Origin of the sequence: uncultured Xanthomonas sp., from assembly GCF_964278005.1 — a bacterium.
In the GTDB taxonomy this organism is placed as follows: domain Bacteria; phylum Pseudomonadota; class Gammaproteobacteria; order Xanthomonadales; family Xanthomonadaceae; genus Xanthomonas_A; species Xanthomonas_A sontii.
Map to the genome: position 1 here is coordinate 61,021 of NZ_CAXYKF010000018.1, position 19,041 is coordinate 80,061.

13 protein-coding genes, 1 tRNA gene and 2 pseudogenes are annotated in these 19,041 nt (G+C 70.5%); 6 read left to right on the top strand and 10 right to left on the bottom strand.

Features of this window, described 5'->3' with window-relative positions; translation table 11 throughout:
- Positions 1 to 112 precede the first annotated feature (112 nt).
- Together mutY and ACHWVH_RS12175 are read left to right on the top strand one after the other, a co-directional pair.
- Positions 113 to 1,174, top strand: coding sequence for an A/G-specific adenine glycosylase (gene mutY / locus ACHWVH_RS12170; protein WP_394687268.1), 1,062 nt, complete (start codon positions 113 to 115; stop codon positions 1,172 to 1,174).
- 44 nt (positions 1,175 to 1,218) lie between these two features.
- The gene (locus ACHWVH_RS12175; RefSeq protein ID WP_017912227.1) at positions 1,219 to 1,497 is read left to right on the top strand and encodes an oxidative damage protection protein; all 279 of its coding nucleotides are present in this window, start codon (positions 1,219 to 1,221) and stop codon (positions 1,495 to 1,497) included.
- Positions 1,498 to 1,785: 288 nt separating this feature from the next.
- Here the strand turns inward: ACHWVH_RS12175 and ACHWVH_RS12180 are convergent, their stop codons facing one another.
- The 3 genes from ACHWVH_RS12180 to ACHWVH_RS12190 form a co-directional block, all read right to left on the bottom strand.
- On the bottom strand, positions 1,786 to 2,244 hold the full coding sequence (locus tag ACHWVH_RS12180) for a DUF6491 family protein (RefSeq protein WP_017909671.1): 459 nt from the start codon (positions 2,242 to 2,244) through the stop codon (positions 1,786 to 1,788).
- Positions 2,245 to 2,359: 115 nt separating this feature from the next.
- Positions 2,360 to 3,271 (bottom strand): M48 family metallopeptidase, encoded by a 912-nt coding sequence (locus ACHWVH_RS12185; protein WP_267096374.1) that lies wholly within the window; start codon positions 3,269 to 3,271, stop codon positions 2,360 to 2,362.
- A gap of 57 nt (positions 3,272 to 3,328) precedes the next feature.
- Positions 3,329 to 5,188 (bottom strand): SUMF1/EgtB/PvdO family nonheme iron enzyme, encoded by a 1,860-nt coding sequence (locus ACHWVH_RS12190; RefSeq protein ID WP_394687282.1) that lies wholly within the window; start codon positions 5,186 to 5,188, stop codon positions 3,329 to 3,331.
- Between the two features lie 151 nt (positions 5,189 to 5,339).
- Here ACHWVH_RS12190 and rnd point away from each other — a divergent pair, with 151 nt between their 5' ends.
- Positions 5,340 to 6,425: a ribonuclease D gene (gene rnd, locus ACHWVH_RS12195; RefSeq protein ID WP_267081693.1), complete on the top strand. Its 1,086-nt coding sequence runs from the start codon at positions 5,340 to 5,342 to the stop codon at positions 6,423 to 6,425.
- A gap of 104 nt (positions 6,426 to 6,529) precedes the next feature.
- Here rnd and ACHWVH_RS12200 read toward each other — a convergent pair whose 3' ends face one another.
- Positions 6,530 to 6,934 (bottom strand): H-NS family nucleoid-associated regulatory protein, encoded by a 405-nt coding sequence (locus tag ACHWVH_RS12200; RefSeq protein WP_017917624.1) that lies wholly within the window; start codon positions 6,932 to 6,934, stop codon positions 6,530 to 6,532.
- Positions 6,935 to 7,166: 232 nt separating this feature from the next.
- Here ACHWVH_RS12200 and ACHWVH_RS12205 point away from each other — a divergent pair.
- Positions 7,167 to 7,242: transfer RNA gene (locus tag ACHWVH_RS12205), tRNA-Ala, on the top strand.
- 192 nt (positions 7,243 to 7,434) lie between these two features.
- Here the strand turns inward: ACHWVH_RS12205 and ACHWVH_RS12210 are convergent.
- From ACHWVH_RS12210 to ACHWVH_RS12235, 6 genes and pseudogenes are all read right to left on the bottom strand, one after another.
- Entirely contained in the window at positions 7,435 to 7,617 is a 183-nt protein-coding gene (locus tag ACHWVH_RS12210) for a hypothetical protein (RefSeq protein WP_043092554.1), read from the bottom strand.
- 84 nt (positions 7,618 to 7,701) lie between these two features.
- A complete protein-coding gene (locus ACHWVH_RS12215) occupies positions 7,702 to 8,223 on the bottom strand; it encodes a chemotaxis protein CheW (RefSeq protein WP_043092555.1) in 522 nt (173 codons plus the stop codon).
- Positions 8,224 to 8,234: 11 nt separating this feature from the next.
- Positions 8,235 to 9,140, bottom strand: a pseudogene (locus tag ACHWVH_RS12220) (methyl-accepting chemotaxis protein); the annotation flags it as partial.
- A 294-nt stretch (positions 9,141 to 9,434) separates the two neighbouring features.
- Positions 9,435 to 9,917: pseudogene (locus tag ACHWVH_RS12225) on the bottom strand (CHASE3 domain-containing protein); the annotation flags it as partial.
- Positions 9,918 to 9,998: 81 nt separating this feature from the next.
- Positions 9,999 to 11,666: a methyl-accepting chemotaxis protein gene (locus ACHWVH_RS12230; protein WP_295926773.1), complete on the bottom strand. Its 1,668-nt coding sequence runs from the start codon at positions 11,664 to 11,666 to the stop codon at positions 9,999 to 10,001.
- A 441-nt stretch (positions 11,667 to 12,107) separates the two neighbouring features.
- Positions 12,108 to 16,451, bottom strand: a complete 4,344-nt coding sequence (locus tag ACHWVH_RS12235; protein WP_394687269.1) for a DEAD/DEAH box helicase — start codon at positions 16,449 to 16,451, stop codon at positions 12,108 to 12,110.
- 543 nt (positions 16,452 to 16,994) lie between these two features.
- Here ACHWVH_RS12235 and ACHWVH_RS12240 point away from each other — a divergent pair.
- Together ACHWVH_RS12240 and ACHWVH_RS12245 are read left to right on the top strand one after the other, a co-directional pair.
- A complete protein-coding gene (locus ACHWVH_RS12240) occupies positions 16,995 to 17,315 on the top strand; it encodes a DUF3175 domain-containing protein (protein ID WP_019799233.1) in 321 nt (106 codons plus the stop codon).
- A gap of 108 nt (positions 17,316 to 17,423) precedes the next feature.
- Entirely contained in the window at positions 17,424 to 18,767 is a 1,344-nt protein-coding gene (locus tag ACHWVH_RS12245; RefSeq protein ID WP_394687270.1) for an EAL domain-containing protein, read from the top strand.
- Positions 18,768 to 19,041: the final 274 nt, after the last annotated feature.

Here is a 19,041-nt window from a genome sequence, read left to right on the forward strand (position 1 = left end):
ACCCTCATCCGCCCCTTCGGGGCACCTTCTCCCGGTGGGAGAAGGAATAGCTCACCTCATCCGCCCCTGCGGGGCACCTTCTCCCGAGGGGAGAAGGAACTTCGACGCCAGCATGCGCCAGCCCTCTGACACCTTCCCTACCCGACTGCTCGCCTGGTTCGACCGCCACGGGCGCCATGACTTGCCCTGGCAGCATCCGCGCAGTCCGTACCGGGTGTGGCTGTCGGAGATCATGCTGCAGCAGACCCAGGTGGCGGTGGTCATCCCCTACTTCCTGCGCTTCCTGCAGCACTTCCCGACCCTGCCGGCACTGGCCGCCGCCGACAACGACGCGGTGATGGCGCAATGGGCCGGGCTGGGCTACTACGCCCGTGCGCGCAACCTGCATGCCGCCGCCAAGCGCTGCGTGGAACTGCACGATGGCGACCTGCCGCGCGATTTCGAGGCCCTGCATGCGCTGCCCGGCATCGGCCGCAGCACCGCCGGCGCGATCCTCAGCCAGGCCTGGAACGATCGCTTCCCGATCCTCGACGGCAACGTCAAGCGCGTGCTGACCCGCTACCACGGCATCGCCGGCTACCCCGGCCTGCCGGCGGTGGAAAAGCCGCTGTGGACGCTCGCGCACGACCACGTGGCCGCCGTGCCGAACGGGCGCATGGCCGACTACACCCAGGCGCAGATGGATTTCGGCGCCACCCTGTGCACCCGCGCCAACCCGGCCTGCGTGCTGTGCCCGCTGCAGGACGACTGCGTGGCGCGCCGCGACGGCCTGGTCGAGGCGCTGCCCACGCCCAAGCCGGGCAAGACCCTGCCCGAGCGCGAGGCGCTGGCGCTGTTGCTGGAGAACGCCGCCGGCGAATTGCTGCTGCAGCGGCGGCCGCCGACCGGCATCTGGGCCTCGCTGTGGACCCTGCCGCAGGCCGACACCGACATCGAGCTGCGCGCCTGGTACGCGCGCTGGATGCGCGGGCGCGCCTACGACGACGCCGAAGCGCTGCCGCCGATCGTGCACACCTTCAGCCATTACCGCCTGCACCTGCAGCCACTGCGCCTGCGCAAGGTCGCCATGGACGATGCGCTGGGCGACAATGCCGACCTGCGCTGGGTGGCGCGCGCCGACCTGTCGACGCTGGGCCTGCCCGCACCGATCCGCAAACTGCTCGACGGCCTCTAGCGCGCCAGCGCGCGCCGCCGCACGCACCGCCAGGAATTGTCGCCATGTCCCGCACCGTCTTCTGCCAGTACCAGCAACGCGACGCCGAAGGGCTCGATTACGTGCCCTATCCCGGCGAGCTCGGCAAGCGCGTGTTCGCGCACATCGGCAAGGCCGGCTGGCAGGCCTGGCTGGCGCACCAGACCATGCTGATCAACGAGAACCGGCTGTCGCCGCGCGATCCCAAGCACCGCGCGTTCCTGGAAGCGGAACTGGAAAAGTTCCTGTTCCAGGGCGGCGCCGACAAGCCCGACGGCTACGTGGCGCCCGACCAGGCCTCCTGAGCACCACCGCGTCGTCGCGTCACTCCCACGTACCGACGCTCAGACACCGCCAAGCGCCTGCGTTCGTCGCACCTCACCCGACCTCCAGGAGCGTCTTCAGCCGCGACACGGCCTTACCGGTAATACCCGTCGCGGCTGAAGCGTGCACCCCGGAGCCATAAGGGCGTGCCGCACAGCAACTTGCAGTGCACATGACGCAACAGGCTGCACCAGCAAGCGACGGCGCGACATCACACTAGCCGCACCACCGCGCGCGCCGCCTCGCGAATCCCGAATCCCGGCACTGCGTCAGCTCCCAGGCGCCTGCTGCGCCCGTTCCTGCACCTTGGCCTCGCGCAGTTCCTTCTCCGAGGTGCGCAGCGCCTTGACGTCGAGCGGGCGGATGCTGTCGATGCGGCACGGCAGGCGAATCGCGGCGGGGCCGCCGCCGAGCACCAGCACATCGTCGAACTTCGCCGAGACCTGGCTGCCGAAATGGGTGATGGCGATGCTGGGGGCGAAATCCAGGTCCTGGCAGGTGCCGGCGAATTCCAGCAGATAGGCCTGGTTCGGGCGCGTCCACACCGCCAGCGCGCTGTCGCCGAGTGCGGTCCAGCCGCTGAGCCGGTTGAAGTACTGGAAGTCGCGCACCGGCGCACCGGCGTGGGCGCGGTACAGGGTCAGACGCTCGTCGTCGCTGAGCCGGTTGGTGGCGCAGCCGGCCAGCACGGCCGTGGCGACGAGGGAGGACAGCAGCAGGCGTTTCATGGCAGTGCTCCCGATGGTATGGAGCGCATCATGCGCCCGCCGCCGTGCACGCGAGCGTGGATAAGCGCGCGGCGTTCAGCGACAAGGCAGCCAACGCGTGCAACGGCGGCAGCGCTTACTGCGGAGCACCACGCGCGGACTCGCAGAAGCGCTGCCGGTACTCCAGCGCCTTGGGCATCAGCGCCTGCAGGTTCTGGATGCGGGTGCCCGGATTGGGATGGGTGGAGGCGAACTCCGGTGGCGCCTGGCCGCCGCTGCTGGCGCTCATCCGCTCCCACAGCGGCACCGCCTCGCGCGGGTCGAAACAGGCCGCCGCGGCCAGCATCAGGCCCACTTCGTCGGCCTGGGTCTCGTGGCTGCGCGCGTACGGCAGCAGGTAGCCATAGCCCATCGCCGCCATCGCCATCTGCTGCTGTTGCGGATCCAGGCCGCCGGCGGCGCCGGCCATCTGCCCGATCTGGGTCAGCTTCTGCTGGGCCATGCGCTGCGCGCCATGCCGCAGCAGCGCATGCGCGATCTCGTGGCCCATCACCACCGCCATCGCGTCGGCGTTCTTGGCCACCGGCAGCAGCCCGGTGTAGACCGCCATCTTGCCGCCGGGCAGGCAGAACGCATTGGCCTGGTCGGACTCGATCACGTTGACGTCCCAGTCGAAGCCGCGCGCGTAATGCTTGGCCTGCATGCCGTGCTCGGCGGCCAGCGCGTCCTCGACCACGTCGACCTTGGCGATCAGCCGCTGCGCGATCGCACGCACCTGCTGCGCCACCTGCGACTGCGGATCGACCGGATGTTCCTGCGCCAGGATCTCCTGGTACGCCTGCAGACCCAGCGCCTTCTCGTCCTCCACATTCAACGAGCGGTCGATCAGCACCTGTTCGCCGGTGTACGGATCCTCGCTGCGGTTGGAGAACCAGTAAAACCCGGCATACACGGCAAACCCCAGCAGTACCAGCCAGCGCACCCCGCCCAGCGGTCCACGGCGGCCGCCGCCCGGTTCGCCGCCCTGGCGGCCGAAGACTTGGTTCATCGCACTCCCCCTCGCTGACTGGTGAGGCAATCTAGCGCCGGCACCGGCGCGGCGGCGTCAAATGCCGCGCACCAGGCGGAAGCCGACGCGTGCGCTGGTGCTGTCCGAATCCTGCATCAGCCGCCAGGCCGCGCGCGTCTGCTCCGGCGCATTGGCCCAGTTGCCGCCGCGCACCACCCGCGAGCGGCAGCCCGGGTTGTACCAGGCCGCGCCGTCGGCCGGCGCGCGGCGATAACTGGCGTGCCAGCAGTCGGCGACCCACTCGCTGAGGTTGCCGGCCATGTCGTGCAGGCCCCAGGCGTTGGCGGAAAAACTGGCCACCGGGGCCGGGCCCCAGAAGCCGTCGGTGTAGCCGACGAAGGCATTGCGCCAGTGCCGCCCGCTGGGCGAGACGTCGCCGCCGCCGGTGAAGTTGCCGCTGCCGCGCGGCGGCGTGCCGGCGTTGCCCCAGGGATAGCGGCCGCGGCCGCCGGCGCGCAGGGCGTATTCGAACTCGGCCTCGCTGGGCAGCCGGTAATGCCGCCCGGTCTGCTGCGACAGCCAGGCCGCATAGGCCTCGGCGTCGCGCACGCTGACGTGCATCACCGGGCTGTTCGGCGCCGCCCGCGCGCCCTGGTAGTCGGACTGCCAGTCCACGCCGTTGCGGCGCACGAAGTTGCCGCTGCGCTCGTCGTAGACGGTGGAATGGCCACGCCGGGTGGCGCGCGGGCGCGCATTGGTCGCCTCCACGAAACGGCGGAACTCGGCCACAGTGACCTCGGTGATCGACATGGCGAAACCGCGGTCGAAGCGCACGTAGTGCTGCGGCATCTCCGCCGGCGAGGCGCCGGGTTCGGTCTCGGCCGCGCCCATGCGGAAGCCGCCGTGCGGCACCACGATCATCTGCGGGCCGCGCCCGCCGTCGTGCATGCCGTCGGTGAACACCTGGCCGGGGCGGAAGCTGCCGTAGTGGGTGGCCAGGTCGATGCGTTCGCGCAGCATCGCCGCCACCGGGTCGCCGGGATCGGCGATGCGCAGCACGTCGCCCAGGCGCTCGCGCGCCGACTTCAATCCGGCCGGGGTGGCCAGATCGCGCAGGCCGGCATCGCGCAAGGCGGCGATGCGCGCCACCCGCACCTGCTCCACGCGCTCGCGCGCGTCGTGCACCGTGGGCGCGTCCTCGCGCACCCGCGCCGCGCGCGCCAGCCAACTGCCGGCGGCGGCGAAATCCGAGGCCGCCGCGGCCGTCTCGGCGCGACGGATCAGCGCGCTTTCCACCGCCGCCACGCCCTGCCGCGCGCGCGCATCGTCCGCATCCAGCAGCAACGCCTCACGGAAATTGGCCAGGGCGCCGTTGCCGTCCTCGCCCAGGCGGCCACCGCGCAGGTCGTCCTCGCCGGCGCGGTTGTAGGCCAGCACCCGCGATGCGGTCTCCACCCGCTGCTGCAGGCGCCGCACCGCCGGGTCATCGGCATCCAGCCACAGCGCCACCATCGCGATGCGCGCGGCCTGCTCGAGCGTGCGTTCGGAAAGATCCGGATCGCCCAGCGCCTGCGCGCCGAGTTGCAACAGGCGCCGCCGCGCCTTGCGCAGGCCGTCCTGGGCAACGCGATCGTTCGGCGCCAGGCTGCGGATCGCCAGGTACAGCGGAATCGCCGACTGCGCATCCTCGAACAGGCGATCTTCGGCCAGCGCGCGCGCCGCCTGGCGCCGCGCCTGCGGCAGGCCGCTGCGCGTCAGGGTCGGCAACGGCGGCTGCCAGCGCGCCACGGTCTCGGCCGCATCCTCGCCGCCGATGGTCACGCTGGGCGCCTGCACCGGCTTGGCCGGCGCCGAGTGCGCTGTAGCGGTGGCGGTGGCAGCGGCGGTCGCAGGCGCGGTCTCGGCGGCCGGCGCCGACGGCTGCCGCGCACAGCCGACCAGCGCCGCCGCAAGCATGCTCCAGACCATCACAACGCCGCTGCTGCGCACTTTTCCTCCGAACCATGGACCTTGCGACGCCATCCCGTCCGGCGCGCCGTGCGGCCGGCGGAGCGACGTTAGGCTATTCTCGCCTGCCTGAGCAAACCCTGCAGTCAACGGAAATCACGTGCCTTACTGGATCAAGCAACCCGCCGAGCTGAGCGAACGGCTGGCGCAGCGACCGGCCCGCATCGGCCTGGATACCGAATTCGTCCGCGAACGGACCTACTGGCCGCAACTGGCGCTGGTGCAGATGGCGGTGGGCGACGAAATCCTGCTGATCGACCCGCTGATCCCGGGCATGCCGCAGGCGCTGGCGCCGTGGCTGAGCGACCCGGACATCCTCAAGATCATGCACAGCGCCAGCGAAGACCTGGTCGCCTTCAAGTGCGCCTGCGGCACCCTGCCGCGGCCGCTGTTCGACACTCAGATCGCCGCCGGCCTGGCCGGGCTCGGCGCCGGCATGGGCTACCAGAAGCTGGTGCTGGAGATCACCGGCGTGCACCTGGCCAAGGGCGAGACCCGCTCGGACTGGCTGCGCCGCCCGCTGTCGCCGGCGCAGCTGGAGTACGCCGCCGACGACGTGCGCCATCTGTTCGCGCTGCACGACAACCTGCAGGCGCGGTTGCAGACCCTGGAGCGCGGCGACTGGCTGCACGAGGACGGCGAACGCCTGCTCGGTACCGTCGAGCACGACGACGGCGAACGCTGGCCGCACCTGGGCATGCGCTCGGCGCAGTTCATGGACCGCCCCGCGCAACTGCGCCTGCTGCGCCTGCTGCGCTGGCGCGACGCGCAGGCCCGGCACAACGACAAACCGCGCAGCTGGATCCTGGACAACGAACTGGCCGCCACCCTGGCGCGGTTCCCGCCGCAGGACCAACCGGCCATGCTGGCGCTGTTCGACAAACACCCCAAGGCGCCGCGCAAGCTCAGCGATGCGGTGTGGCAGGCGCTGACCACCCCACTGGCCGACGAAACCGACGCCCCGCAGGCGCTGGCCGCCAGCGACGACAACAAGGCCGCGCTGAAGCGGCTGCAGGACGCGGTGGCCGCGCGCAGCGCCGAACTCGGCCTGCCCGACGGCCTGCTCGCCTCGCGCAAGCACCTGGAAGCCCTGCTGGAAAGCGCGCAATGGCCGGCACCGCTGGCGGGCTGGCGCCGGCGCGAACTGGAACCACGGCTGCAGCCGCTGCTGGCGGCCACGCGCTGAGCGGGCGCGGCCGGGCCGATCGCGCCGCCCCGTCCGCGCAGCGCGATCGGGTCAACGATCGGGCATAAAAAAAGGCCAGGAATTCCTGGCCTTTCTTCGTTCGCTCAATACTTGAAGAGCGGGAACTTCAGATCCGGGTGGCGCGCCTTCCATTCGTTGTAGGCGGCGGTGCCTTCCCAGGCGGCGAACGCCTTCGGCGTGCGACCGCGGCCGGACCAGGTTTCGCCGGTGTGCGGCAACTGGTACTTCGGCTTGACCTCGCTGCGGCCGCCGGCGGACTTGCTGCTGGCCGGCTTGGACGCCGCGCTGGTCACGTAGGCGGCGATCTCGTTGCGCTGCTTGGCGCTGAAGAACTCGGCGAACTGCTCCAGCAGCGACAGCACATTGGCGTGCGCCGCATTGGTTTCGCCCTCGCGCGCCTGCCGCTCCTGCTCTTCCAGCTTGCGCATTTCTTCCTGCAGCTTGGCCTTGGCTTCGGCGATCTGTTGCAAGTTGCGAACTTCCGTCATGTGTAAAAGACCTGTCTTTAGGTAAAAAGGTATGAGGCGGACGGTATATTTCGTCCGGAACGAAATCACCGCGGGGGATTTCGGCTGTCGAGTATATCGACTCCATGCGCGCGCTGTAGACAAAAGGCGAACACGTTTTCCGGCCCGACCGGTCCCCTGCCCCGGCGCCGCCGATGTTGCGCTGCCCCCTTGGCACGCGGCCCCGTGCCCAGTTACACTACGCGTCTGATGTGGGGCGGTAGCTCAGCTGGGAGAGCGTCGCGTTCGCAATGCGAAGGTCGAGGGTTCGATCCCCTTCCGCTCCACCATCTTGCCGTCTTCGACGGTGCAAACGAGGTCAGACAGCCACCAGGCTCTCTGGCCTTTTTTGTTGGCCGATCCTGGGCTTGGCCGCGCTCGATCGCGCGGGGTGCGCCATCCGCTGGCGCGCCAGGCAGTCCTTCGCCGTCGTCCTGGCGGAACGGGAAGCGGATGCACTCCGCTCCTCGCCGCCGCCTCGCTCAGTCGTGCCCGTCCTGCGCCGCCTCGCCCTGGCCGGAGCGCGGGCCGCGCTCGTGCGCCTCGCGCAGCTTCTGGTCTTCCAGCCCCGGCCGCTGCTTGGCGGTGTCGTCCTGGGCACGGTCCTGCCGGCCCTCGTGGATGCCCTGCTGCTTGCCGGACTGGGTGGTCTCGTCTTTTGCCATGGTCTGCACCTCGCTGGGGCGGATGCCCGTTCGCCGCCACCCTAGCGGGGCCGCCGTGATGCATGGATCACGGCCTACCTGACGTCACGCCGCCAGCGCCGCTGCGCCGGCCTCGGCGATGTCGTCGCTGCGCAGCAGCCGCGCGCGGTCCAGCAGGATCACCAGCCGATCCTCCAGCTTGCCCATGCCCTGCAGCAGGTCGCGGCGGATATCGCTGCCGAAGGCCGGCGGCGCCTCGATCTGCTGCGGCGGCAGTTCCAGCACCTCGTTGACCGCATCCACCAGCAGGCCGAAGGACTGCGCGCCGCCGCCCTCGTCGGTGGCGGCGCTGGCGATGACGATGCAGCTGCGCCGGGTGACCTCGCTGGGCCCGCGGCCGAGCCGCGACTGCAGGTCCACCACCGGCACCACCGCGCCGCGCAGGTTGATCACCCCGCGCACGCAGGCCGGCATGGTCGGCACCGGGGTGGGCGGACGGTACTCGATGATCTCGTGGATGCCGGCGATGTTGAGCCCGAACAGTTCGCGGTCCAGCTGAAAGGTCAGGAACTGCCAGCCACCCTGCGGCGCGTGCTCAGCCGCGCTCTCGTAGCGATCGTTGTGCATGTTCTTTCCCCTCAGAAGTTGACGAACTGGCCTTCGTCCGGCGCATCCGCCAGCGCGTAGGCCGGCACCGGGCGCGCACGCGGGCGCAGTGCCTTGCCGGCGTTGCGCAGCGGCCGGGTGGCGGCCGGCCTCGGCGCCACCGGCGCGGCACGGCGCGGCGCGGCCAGGTCCTGTTCGCGGCTGAGGCGGAAGAATCCCATCGTTTGCTGCAGCGATTCGGCCTGAGTGCTCATCTGTTCGGCGGTCGCCGCCAGTTGCTCGGAGGCCGCCGCGTTCTGCTGCGTGGCCTGGCTGAGCTGCGACACCGCCAGGTTGATCTGGGTGACGCCGGAGGACTGCTCCTGCGAGGCCGAGGCGATCTCCTGCACCAGATCCGACGTTTTCTTGATGCTGGGCACGATGGTGCCGAGCAGGCTGCCGGCGCGATCGGCCAGGCCCACGCTGCTGGCGGCGACCTCGCCGATCTCCTGCGCCGCCACCTGGCTGCGCTCGGCCAGCTTGCGCACTTCGGCGGCGACCACCGCAAAGCCCTTGCCGTGCTCGCCGGCGCGCGCGGCCTCGATCGCCGCGTTCAGCGCCAGCAGGTTGGTCTGGTAGGCGATGTCGTCGATGATGCCGATCTTCTGCGCGATCTGCTTCATCGCCTGGGTGGACGCCAGCACCGCGTCGCCGCCCTCCACCGCTTCCTTGGCCGCCTGCGCCGACATGCCCTCGGTGACCTTGGCGTTGTCGGTGTTCTGCGCGATGGACGCGGTCATCTGCTCCAGCGAGGCGCTGGTCTCCTCCACGCCGGCGGCCTGCTCGGTGGCAGCCTGGCTCAGCGACTGCGCGGTGGCGCTGACTTCCTCGGAGGAACCGGCCAGCGACTGCGCGCTGGCATTGACCTCGCCCACCACCTCCGCCAGTCGCTCGACCATCGCCTGCAGCGCCACCATCGCGCTGGTGCTGTCGTTGGCGCGAGTCGGCACCTGCACGGTGAGATCGCCGCGCGCGATCCGCGAGGCCACTTCCATCACCGTGCTCGGCTCGCCGCCAAGTTCGCTCATCAGCGACCGCGCGATCAGGAAACCGATCAACGAGGCACATAGTGCCGCGACCAGGCTGCCGACGATCAGGGTCAGGTTGGTGCGCTGCTGCAACTGCTCGGCCTCGGTGGCGCGCGCAGCGAGCAACTCGCTCTCGGCGCGACGCACTTCGGCCATGCGATCGCGCATCGCGTCCATGTAGGCCTTGCCCTTGGAAGCACGCACCGCAGCGCTCAGCGCCTCCATCGTCGCCTGGCCATCGTTGACGTTCTTGCGCAGCGCGATCTGCGGATGCACCGCCTGGCTGAGCCATTGCGCCTGGGTCTGCTTCAGCGCGTTCAGGCGCTCCTGCTGCTTGGGGTTGTCGGCGGTCAGCTCCTGCGCCGTGCGCAGGTGGCTTTCGAAGCTGGCGACGCCGTCGCGGTAGGGCTGCAGGAACGCGTCCTCGCCGGTCAGCGAGAAGCCGCGCGTGCCGGTCTCGATGTTGATCAGGCTGCTGAGCGCGGCATCGACTTCGGCGATCACCTTGTAGGTGTGGGTGTTCCAGTAATTGGCCTGCGACAACGCGGACACGTTGAAGTAGGCCACGCCGGCCAGGGCCAGCAGGATGCACAGGACCACGGCGAAGCCGCCGTAGAGCTTGGTTGCGATTTTGAGATTCTTCAGCACGGCACTCTCCCGGCAATGGGCAGTTGTGACAACGACAGCGACACGGAACTGGCGGCGCGGCAGGCGCCGCCAGGGAGTGGATCAAGCGCGGCCCAGCAGCGCTTCGCTGCGGTCGCGATTGCCTGCAACGGAACGGCGCGCGGCGACGGATGGCGCACGCGGCGCCCAGCGCGAGCCAGCCGCACGCAGCGGCGCCACCGCCTCGCCGTCGTCCAGCGCGTGCGTGGCGCGGCGCGTGCCGGCGGACAACTGGAAGAACGCCATGCTGTCCTGCAACTGCACGGCCTGCGTGCTCATCGATTCGGCGGTGGCCGCCAGCTCTTCGGAGGCGGTCGCGTTCTGCTGGGTGATCTGACTCAGCTGCACCACCGCCGCATTGATCTGGGTGACGCCGGACGACTGCTCCTGCGAGGCGGCAGCGATCTCCTGCACCAGATCCGAGGTCTTCTTGATGCTGGGCACGATGGTCTCCAGCAGCTGACCGGCCTTCTCCGCCAGTTCCACGCTGGAACCGGCGACCTCGCCGATCTCCTGCGCGGCCACCTGGCTGCGCTCGGCCAGCTTGCGCACTTCCGCGGCGACGACCGCAAAGCCCTTGCCGTGCTCGCCGGCGCGCGCAGCCTCGATCGCCGCGTTCAATGCCAGCAGGTTGGTCTGGTAGGCGATGTCGTCGATGATGCCGATCTTCTGCGCGATCTGCTTCATCGCCGCGACCGTGGCCACCACCGCCTCGCCGCCCTCCAGGGTTTCCCGCGCCGCCTGCGCGGCCATGCCGTCGGTGATCCTGGCGTTGTCGGTGTTCTGCGCGATCGAGGCGGTCATCTGTTCCAGCGAGGCGCTGGTCTCTTCCACGCCGGCGGCCTGTTCGGTCGAGGCCTGGCTCAGCGACTGCGCGGTGGCGCTGACTTCTTCCGACGCGCCGGCCAGGCTCTGCGCACTGGCGTTGACCTCGCCGACCACCTGCTGCAGCTTCTCGACCATGCGCTGCATCGCCAGCAGCAGCTGCGCGGTCTCGTCGCGGCCGCGGACCTCGATCTGCATGCTCAGGTCGCCCTCGGACAGCGCATTGGCCACGCTGACCGCCTTGCCGATCGGCCGGGTCACGCTGCGGCTGATGAACACGCCCAGGCCCACGCCGAGCAACACGCCGCCGATCACGATGGCCAGCATGGTGCGGGTGCTGCTGGCATAGATCGCGTCGGTGGCGTCGTTGGCACGCGCCGCGTTGGCTTCCTTGGTTTCGCTGAGTTCGGACATCAGCGCATCCAGTTCGTCGGAGCTGCTGCGCACGCCCTTCGACAGGTCCGCCAGCTGCGCATTGCCCTGCGGCAGCGGCTCGCGCATCACCGAGTCGACGAACTGGCCGCGCCGCTCCAGGTAGGTCTTCCACACCTGGTCGAAGCGGGCCAGCTTGGCCAGCGTGGCCGGGTCGTCGAACGAGGTCCTGGCCTTGTCCATGTGCTCGACCACCTTGGCGGTGTACTTGTCGAGACTGGCGATGTGCTTGGCGCGATCCTCCGCCGTACTGGCCAACTGCAGGTTGGCGCGCGACCGGCCGGCGTTGATCAGATTGATGTTGGCCTCTTTCAGGTGCGACAGGCCGAGCAGCTCGCGCTCGTACAGCACCGTGGCGTAGTCGTTGATCCGGCCCGAGTTGCGGATGCCGACCCAGCCGATGCACGCGCCGATCGCCGCCACGATCAGGAACGCCGCCGTCAGCCTGACTCCGATTTTCATATTGCCCAACATGGTGTACCCCGATTCTTTGTGTGCGTCCGGTTGCGCAAGTGAGCGCCTCCAGCCGTCTTCCGCAGCGCCTCGCGGAGTGGACACACTCGCTCTGAGGAGAGCGAGGACGCTGCGCCGCAACGTCTGTGCGTGAGGGCTATCGGCGCCATCGACAGCGCCTTTAAATCGCGTGAAAACTGCGGAATTCCGCATAGCGCAAGCGCTGCGGCGACGTTGCATGAATGCGCAACGGGCATTGCGGCGCAGCACTCGACGCGTGTGAAGAAAGCGCCTGGGCGTCTGCGGCGCGGATGCCGCAGTTGTTCTGCAATGGCAGATGACCCCGGTTTTGCACCGAAGGCGAAGTGGGATACCAACCCCTCTAATTTGTAGACAGAATGTGAAAGCGGCGCCGATATGCCCGCCCTCGCGGTGCGCGAGCGCATGCATGGCGCCGCGTCTTCACACCATCGGCAGCGCCGCGACCGTGCGTCGTTCCGCCGCCGTGGCTCCGCGCAACAAGCGCTGCGCGCGCACGCGTTCCTCGGCATCGAGCTCCTGCAGCGCCTCGAAACGCTCGCCGACCCAGCTCGCCATCGGCACGCCGTCGCGGTACAGCACGCGCGCGCCTGCCACGCGTGGCAGCCGCGTGCCCGGGAGCACGCTGCCGAGCAGATTGGCCGGATCGGCGGCGGCCACGCACACCCAGGTGCCGTCGCCAGGCTGGCGGCGCAGTTGCCGCAGCAGACCGATCGCCTCCGGCAGGGCGAACTGTTCGCCGGACAGGCCATCGATGAAGCGCCCGCCGCGGATCTCGCCACGCGCCTCCAGGCGCTGGTAGACCCGCAACAGCTCGCGCCACGGCGGCAGCCATGCCGCCTCGCGCTCGAGCAGGCGCCAGCAGACCACGCCGTAGCGGCGCAGCAGCGTCAGCGCGACGTGCTCGACCGCCTCGCTGCGCGCGGCCGGGTCGTCGGCCTCGGCGCCGGCCCGCAACAGCGCCCAGCGCCCGGCATCCTGGATGCCGCCGTACAGCGCCATGCGCGGCCGCCGCCGCGACAGCGCCGACGGGCGCTTCGATGCCGGCACCAGCAAGGCGCGCAGGCCGGCGTAGCTGTCGCAGTGGACCCGACCGGCGGCGACCAGCTCGGCCAGCGCCGTCTCCAGTTCGGTGGAGAGCAGGCGGGTGGCCGCGGCGATCTCGTCGAAGAACGAGGCGCCATGCGCCGCGAGATGGTCGGCGACCTTGCGCGCGCGCGAGCCGAGCGCATCGGCGTCCGGCGCTGGCGACAGCCGCGACCACTGCCCGGCGCTGCGCCGCGGCAGCAGCAGGATCGGCGTGCTGCGCAGCGTCGGCGCGGCGCCGCCAGCGCCGGGGCGCAACCGCGTCCACAGCGTGCGGCCGGCACTGCAGGCCTCGTCCAGCCAGGCCGGGCGGTAGTCGCGCACCCGCGCAGGCAACAGTTCCGCCTCCCACAGCGGCGCCGCGGCCTCCACGCCCTCCAGTTGCGCCAGCACCGCGGCCAGCGCTTCGGCGCCCTCCACCTGGCCCTGTGCGTCCAGATGCTGCCAACGGAACAGGAAGCGCGCGTAGTCGCGCGGCGCCACCGGCTCGATCTCGCGGCGCAGGCGGCCAAGGGTGTAGCGGTGGATGCGTGCCAGCAGGTGCCGCTCGCACCACTCCTCGGCATCGGCGTCGGCACTGAACCGACCACCGAGCACATAGCCGTCCTGCTGCAGCGCCAGCAGCCCCGCCTGCACCTCGCGCAGCGGCAGCTGCAGCGGCGCGGCCAGCGTGGCCGCAGTGACCGGCCCCAGGCCTGCCAGCCGGCAGCGCAGCAACTCGCGCAGCGCGCTGTCGCGGTCCCAGTCGGCCACCGCGTAGCCCTCGGGACTGGCGATGGCCGGCCGCGCGCTGGTCTGTGGGTACAGCGGCGCCACCGCCGCCTGCGCTTCGGCCGTCACCCACAACGCCGCCGCGGCGCCGTCGACGCCGTGCAGGCAGGTGGCGCGCGCGGCGGCAGCCAGCTCATCCAACCACTGCCGCCACTGCGGCTGCGCGGCGGCCTCGTCCACGCTCACCACCCCGAGCGTGAGCAGCGCCTCGTGCATCTCGTCGCGGCTGCGCGGCTGCGGCCAGGCCTCCTCGCGCACCGCGTCGATCGCCTGCGGGTCCAACTGGCCGAGTTCGTCGGCGCTGTGCGGATCCTGGTAGCGGCGACTGTGCACCGCCTGGGTGCGCCGCTCTTCCAGCGGCGCGTCGTCGAGAAAGGCATAGGGCCGCGCGTCGAGCGCCTCGGCCGCCAGCGGCGAGGGCGCGGTCAGTTCGCGCGCCAGCACGCGCACCTCGCCGGCCTCGATGCCGCGCAGCAGCTGCAGCCAGCCGTCGCTGTCCATCGCCTCGTCCAGGCAGTCGCGCAGGGTCTGCGCCACCAGCGGGTGCTCGGGAATCTCGCGCTCGCCGACCAGGTTCTCCGCGCAGGCCACCTGGTCGGGAAACACCGTGGCCAGCAGATCCTCGGACTTCATCCGCTGCAGTTGCGGCGCGACCTTGCGCCCGCCGGTGAAGCGCGGCAGCGCCAGCGCGTTGGTGGCGTTCCAGCGCCAGCGCACGCCGAACAGCGGCGCGTCCAGCAGCGCCTGTACCAGCACGTCCAGCGCAGACGCGGCGCGCAGATAGCGCGCCACCTCGTCCAGGGCGAAGCTGTGCCGGGTCGACAGCGACAGCACGATCGCGTCCTCGGTCGCGGCCGCCTGCAGCTCGAAATTGAAGGTGCGGCAGAAGCGCTTGCGCAGGGCCAGGCCCCAGGCGCGGTTGATGCGGCTGCCATAGACGCTGTGGATCACCAGTTGGGTGCCGCCGGTGGCATCGAAGAAGCGTTCCAGCACGATGCACTGCTGGGTCGGCAAGGCGCCCAGCGCCGCATGCGCGCGGCCCAGATAATCGACGATCTGCTGCGCGGCGGCGGCGTCCAGCGCCAGCGGGCCGCACAGCCACTGCAGCGCCTGCGCCGCCCCGCCCTGCTCCAGCGCCTGCGCGACTTCGGCCCGCAGCCGCGACAAGCCCAGCGACAACGCATCGCTGCGCCCGGGCGCCTCGCCGATCCAGAACGGGATGTTGGGCGGTGCGCCGCGCGCGTCCTCCACCCGCACCCGCCCCGCTTCCACGCGCAGGATGCGGTAGCTGGCGTTGCCGAGCTGGAACACGTCGCCGCCCAGGCTCTCCACCGCGAAATCCTCGTTGACCGTGCCGATGGTCTGCGCCTGCGGCTCCAGCACCACGCTGTAGTCGCCGGTCTCGGGGATGGTGCCGCCGGAGGTGAGCGCCGCCATCCGCGCGCCGCGGCGCTGGCGCACGCGGCGATGCACCGCATCGCGATGCAGGTAGCCGGCGCGCGGCCCCAGCCGCGTGCTGAAGCCTTCGCTGAGCATGCGCAGCACCGCGTCGAACTGCGCGCGCGGCAACGCCGCATACGGCCAGGCGCCACGCACCAGCGCGTACAGCGCGTCTTCCTCCCACTCCTGGCAGGCCACCTCGGCGACGAGCTGCTGGGCGAGCACGTCCAGCGGCGCATCGCGCATGCGCAGCGCATCCAGTTCGCCGCGGCGCACGCAATCCAGCAAGGCCGCGCACTCGACCAGGTCGTCGCGCGACTGCGGAAACAAGCGCGCCTTCGGCGTGCCGCCCACCGCGTGGCCGGAGCGGCCGGCGCGCTGCAGGAACGCGGCGATCGAACGCGTCGAGCCGAGCTGGCAGACCAGGTCGACGTCGCCGATGTCCAGGCCCAGTTCCAGCGAGGCGGTGGCCACCAGCACCTGCAGCTCGCCGGCCTTGAGCCGGCGCTCGGCGAGCAGCCGGGTCTCGCGCGCCAGGCTGCCGTGATGCGCCGCCACCGCCTGCGTGCCGAGCAGTTCGCCCAGGTGCCGCGCGGTGCGCTCGGCCATGCGCCGGGTGTTGACGAACACCAGGGTGGTGCGGTGCGCGCGCACCAACTCGGCCAGGCGCGTATACGCCTGCTGCCACTGGTCGGCGGACATGGTCACGCTGAGCGGCGTCGGCGGCACCTCCAGCGCCAGGTCGCGGGCACGCGCATAGCCGATGTCGACGATGGCGCAGTCGGCAACGCCGTCGTGCACCGCGGCGCTGCCGACCAGGAAACGCGCGACCGCCTCGACCGGCTTCTGCGTCGCCGACAGGCCGATGCGCAGCGGCGGCACCTCGCACAGCTGCTGCAGGCGCTGCAGCGACAGCGCCAGATGGCTGCCGCGCTTGTTCGCCGCCAGCGCATGGATCTCGTCGACGATCACCGTGCGCACGTGGCGCAGCGTCTCGCGCCCGGACACCGAGCCGAGCAGCACGTACAGCGACTCCGGCGTGGTCACCAGCACATGCGGCGGGCGCCGCCGCGCCTGCGCGCGCTCGCGCTGTGGGGTGTCGCCGGTGCGTACCGCGGTGCGAATGGACACATCCGGCAAACCCAGCGCCGCCAGTTCGGCGCGGATGCCCTGCAGCGGCGCCTCGAGATTGAGCTGGATGTCGTTTGAAAGCGCTTTCAGTGGCGACACGTACAGCACCTGGGTGCGGTCGGGCAAGCCGCCTTCACGCAGGCCTTCGCGCACCAGCGCGTCCAGCGCGGCCAGAAACGCCGTCAAGGTCTTGCCCGAGCCGGTCGGCGCAGCCACCAGCGTGTGCCGCCCTGCCTGGATCGCCGGCCACGCCTGTTCCTGCGCCGGCGTGGGCGCAGCGAAACGCTGCTCGAACCAGCGTGCCACGGCGGGATGGAAGCGCGTTTGCGCCAACGACATGCGATCTCCTAAGCCACCGCCGCAACGCATGCGGAGCGCACCGACGATGCCACCGATGCATATTGTCCACGCGATTGTCTCGCGCCATCGGCTCGGCAATGAAAATGGTGACGTTATCTGGGCAATCAAGCGCATTCACGCGCGAGCGCTGTTTTTACGGGCTTTTCTATTAAGCGTTCATCGAACGACATAATGTCTACCACTCGCTCCGCATAGCGCGGTTATGTTGTCGACAGCATCACGTATCCCGGCCTAGCGTTTGCGCATGACGCATGAGCTTCGCTTCTGGGAACGGAAATGCGGCACGGCAACACCAACGAACAATGGCATCGCCCATCGCGCGTGCGGGACGCTCCATCCCGTACACGCGATCGCGGCGGCGCGTGTTCGCGTCGCCTCCGCCTCCGTGTCCCTTCGATGTCGATCTGCCGTCGCCTTGCGGCGTATGGCAGCGATGGCGGCGGCATCCGCCATCGGGTCCGGCCCTGCCGGATCGCGCATGCCTTGTCCCTTTCCACCAGCCATCGCCAAGGAGCATCACCAATGGCACAGAGCAGCCCGTTCCTCTCCAGCAACGACCTCGGCCAGCGCCGCGGCAACGACGCGCAACCGTCGCTCGGCGTCGCGCCGAACGTGTTCGAAGGCAACGACCCGGCCGCGATCGCACACGCGCTCAAGCAATCGGCCGACCTGCACGCACGCCGCCGCACCGGTCCGTATCGCTCGGCCATGTCGATGCTGACCTTCTACATCAATCGCGCCGGCGACCAGTTGCCGGAGCAGCGCCGCAAGATCCTGGAGCAGGCCAAGGACGAGTTGCGCAGCCTGTACGGCAAACCGCGCAAGGATGGCGCCGGCGATTGAGCGCAGGCACGCGCGCAGCGTGATGGAGCGAGCAGTTCCGCACGCTGCCTACGCGAGGCGCGCGCCGCCCGATTGCCGTTCTCCAACGCAGTGCCACATGATGCGGACATGGCCAAGGCATCCGACATTTCGGACCTCATCCAGCACACTGCCGCCGCGACGCAGGACGACGCGGCGCTGCTGTCGCGCATCATCCTGGCGCAGGGCGAAATCGCCGCGGCCGGCGGCGATCCGCTGCAGGTGGTCGACGTGGTCACCCACCGCGCACAGGAACTGACCCGCTCCAACGGCGCGGTGGTGGAGATGTGCGACGGCAGCGACATGCTGTACTGGTCGGCCAGCGGCGTCGCCGAGCGCCACCTCGGCCTGCGCCTGCCCAGCAACGGCAGCCTGTCCGGGTTGTGCATGCGCAGCGGCCAGGTATTGCGCTGCGACGATTCGGAAATCGATCCGCGCGTCGACCGCGAGGCCTGCCGCCGCATCGGCCTGCGCTCGATGCTGGTGGTGCCGCTGCGCTACGGCGACCGCAGCATCGGCGTACTCAAGGTGCTGGCGCCGCAACCCAACGCCTACAGCGCGCAGGACGTGCGCACGCTGGAACTGCTGGCGACCCTGGTCGGGGCGACGCTGGCGCTGGCGATGGACCGCGCCGCGCTGCAGACCGACATCACGCGCCGCCAGGACGTGGAAAAGCATGCCTTCCGCGAGAAGGCGGCGATCGCCACCCGCATCCGCGAGACCATCGCCGGCGCACGCCTGCAGATCGTCACCCAGCCGGTGCTGGCGCTGGCCTCGCAGCGCATCGTCGGCGTGGAGGCGCTGTCGCGCTTTCCGGCCAATCCGGCGCTGCCGCCGCTGCGCTGGTTCGACGACGCCAGCCGGGTCGGGCTGGCGCTGGACCTGGAACTGGCCGCCGCGCGCCAGGCACTGGAGCTGCTGACGCAGTTGCCGGCGCCGCTGTACCTGGCGATCAACGTGTCCGCGCAGACGCTGCTGCATCCGCAGTTGCAGGCGCTGCTGCACGGCCACGACCTGTCGCGGATCGTGCTGGAAATCACCGAGCAATTGCAGGCGCCGGACTATCCGCGCCTGTCCGAGCACATCGGCCTGCTGCAGCGGCAGGGCCTGCGCATCGCCCTCGACGATGCCGGCACCGGCTTCGCCAGCCTGCGCCACCTGCTGCATCTGGCGCCGGACATCATCAAGCTGGATCTGACCCTGACCCGCGGCATCGACGCCGAACCGCGCCGGCAACGGCTGGCGCTGGCGATCCTGTCCTTCGCCGCCGAAACCAATGCCGACGTGGTCGTCGAAGGCATCGAAACCGAGAGCGAACTGGCGACGCTGCAGGCGCTGGGCGCGCGCTACGGCCAGGGCTACCAGCTCGCCCATCCCGGGCCGCTGTCGGCGCATCTGGCACGCTATCCGGCAATCGACGACGGCAGCGGCTGAGAACGTCCACCGCGGGCGCGGCGCTGGCTCCTGGTTCGGGATCATCCCCCCGGCATTCCCAATAGATCGCCATACCGGCCTGGTCGCGGCTGAAGCCGCTCCTACGGAAGCGTGCGCTACGGGCGCGCGACACCCACCCTCGCCGACCCTGGGCCGCTGTCAGCGCATCTGCAGACGCTCTCCAGCAATCGCTGACGGCCTCGGTTGAGCCGCGGGCCAGGCGGCGCTCCGTCATCCTGTGCAGGGCGGCTTCAGCCGCGACGGGGCGTTACCG

Coding starts and splice junctions, on each gene's coding strand:
- ACHWVH_RS12215 (WP_043092555.1), bottom strand. CDS start 8,223: ATGCACAACGATCGCTACGAGAGCGCGGCTGAGCACGCGCCGCAGGGT.
- ACHWVH_RS12230 (WP_295926773.1), bottom strand. CDS start 11,666: ATGTTGGGCAATATGAAAATCGGAGTCAGGCTGACGGCGGCGTTCCTG.
- ACHWVH_RS12235 (WP_394687269.1), bottom strand. CDS start 16,451: ATGTCGTTGGCGCAAACGCGCTTCCATCCCGCCGTGGCACGCTGGTTC.
- ACHWVH_RS12175 (WP_017912227.1), top strand. CDS start 1,219: ATGTCCCGCACCGTCTTCTGCCAGTACCAGCAACGCGACGCCGAAGGG.
- ACHWVH_RS12210 (WP_043092554.1), bottom strand. CDS start 7,617: ATGGCAAAAGACGAGACCACCCAGTCCGGCAAGCAGCAGGGCATCCAC.
- ACHWVH_RS12190 (WP_394687282.1), bottom strand. CDS start 5,188: ATGCTTGCGGCGGCGCTGGTCGGCTGTGCGCGGCAGCCGTCGGCGCCG.
- ACHWVH_RS12180 (WP_017909671.1), bottom strand. CDS start 2,244: ATGAAACGCCTGCTGCTGTCCTCCCTCGTCGCCACGGCCGTGCTGGCC.
- mutY (WP_394687268.1), top strand. CDS start 113: ATGCGCCAGCCCTCTGACACCTTCCCTACCCGACTGCTCGCCTGGTTC.
- ACHWVH_RS12185 (WP_267096374.1), bottom strand. CDS start 3,271: ATGAACCAAGTCTTCGGCCGCCAGGGCGGCGAACCGGGCGGCGGCCGC.
- ACHWVH_RS12240 (WP_019799233.1), top strand. CDS start 16,995: ATGGCACAGAGCAGCCCGTTCCTCTCCAGCAACGACCTCGGCCAGCGC.
- ACHWVH_RS12200 (WP_017917624.1), bottom strand. CDS start 6,934: ATGACGGAAGTTCGCAACTTGCAACAGATCGCCGAAGCCAAGGCCAAG.
- ACHWVH_RS12245 (WP_394687270.1), top strand. CDS start 17,424: ATGGCCAAGGCATCCGACATTTCGGACCTCATCCAGCACACTGCCGCC.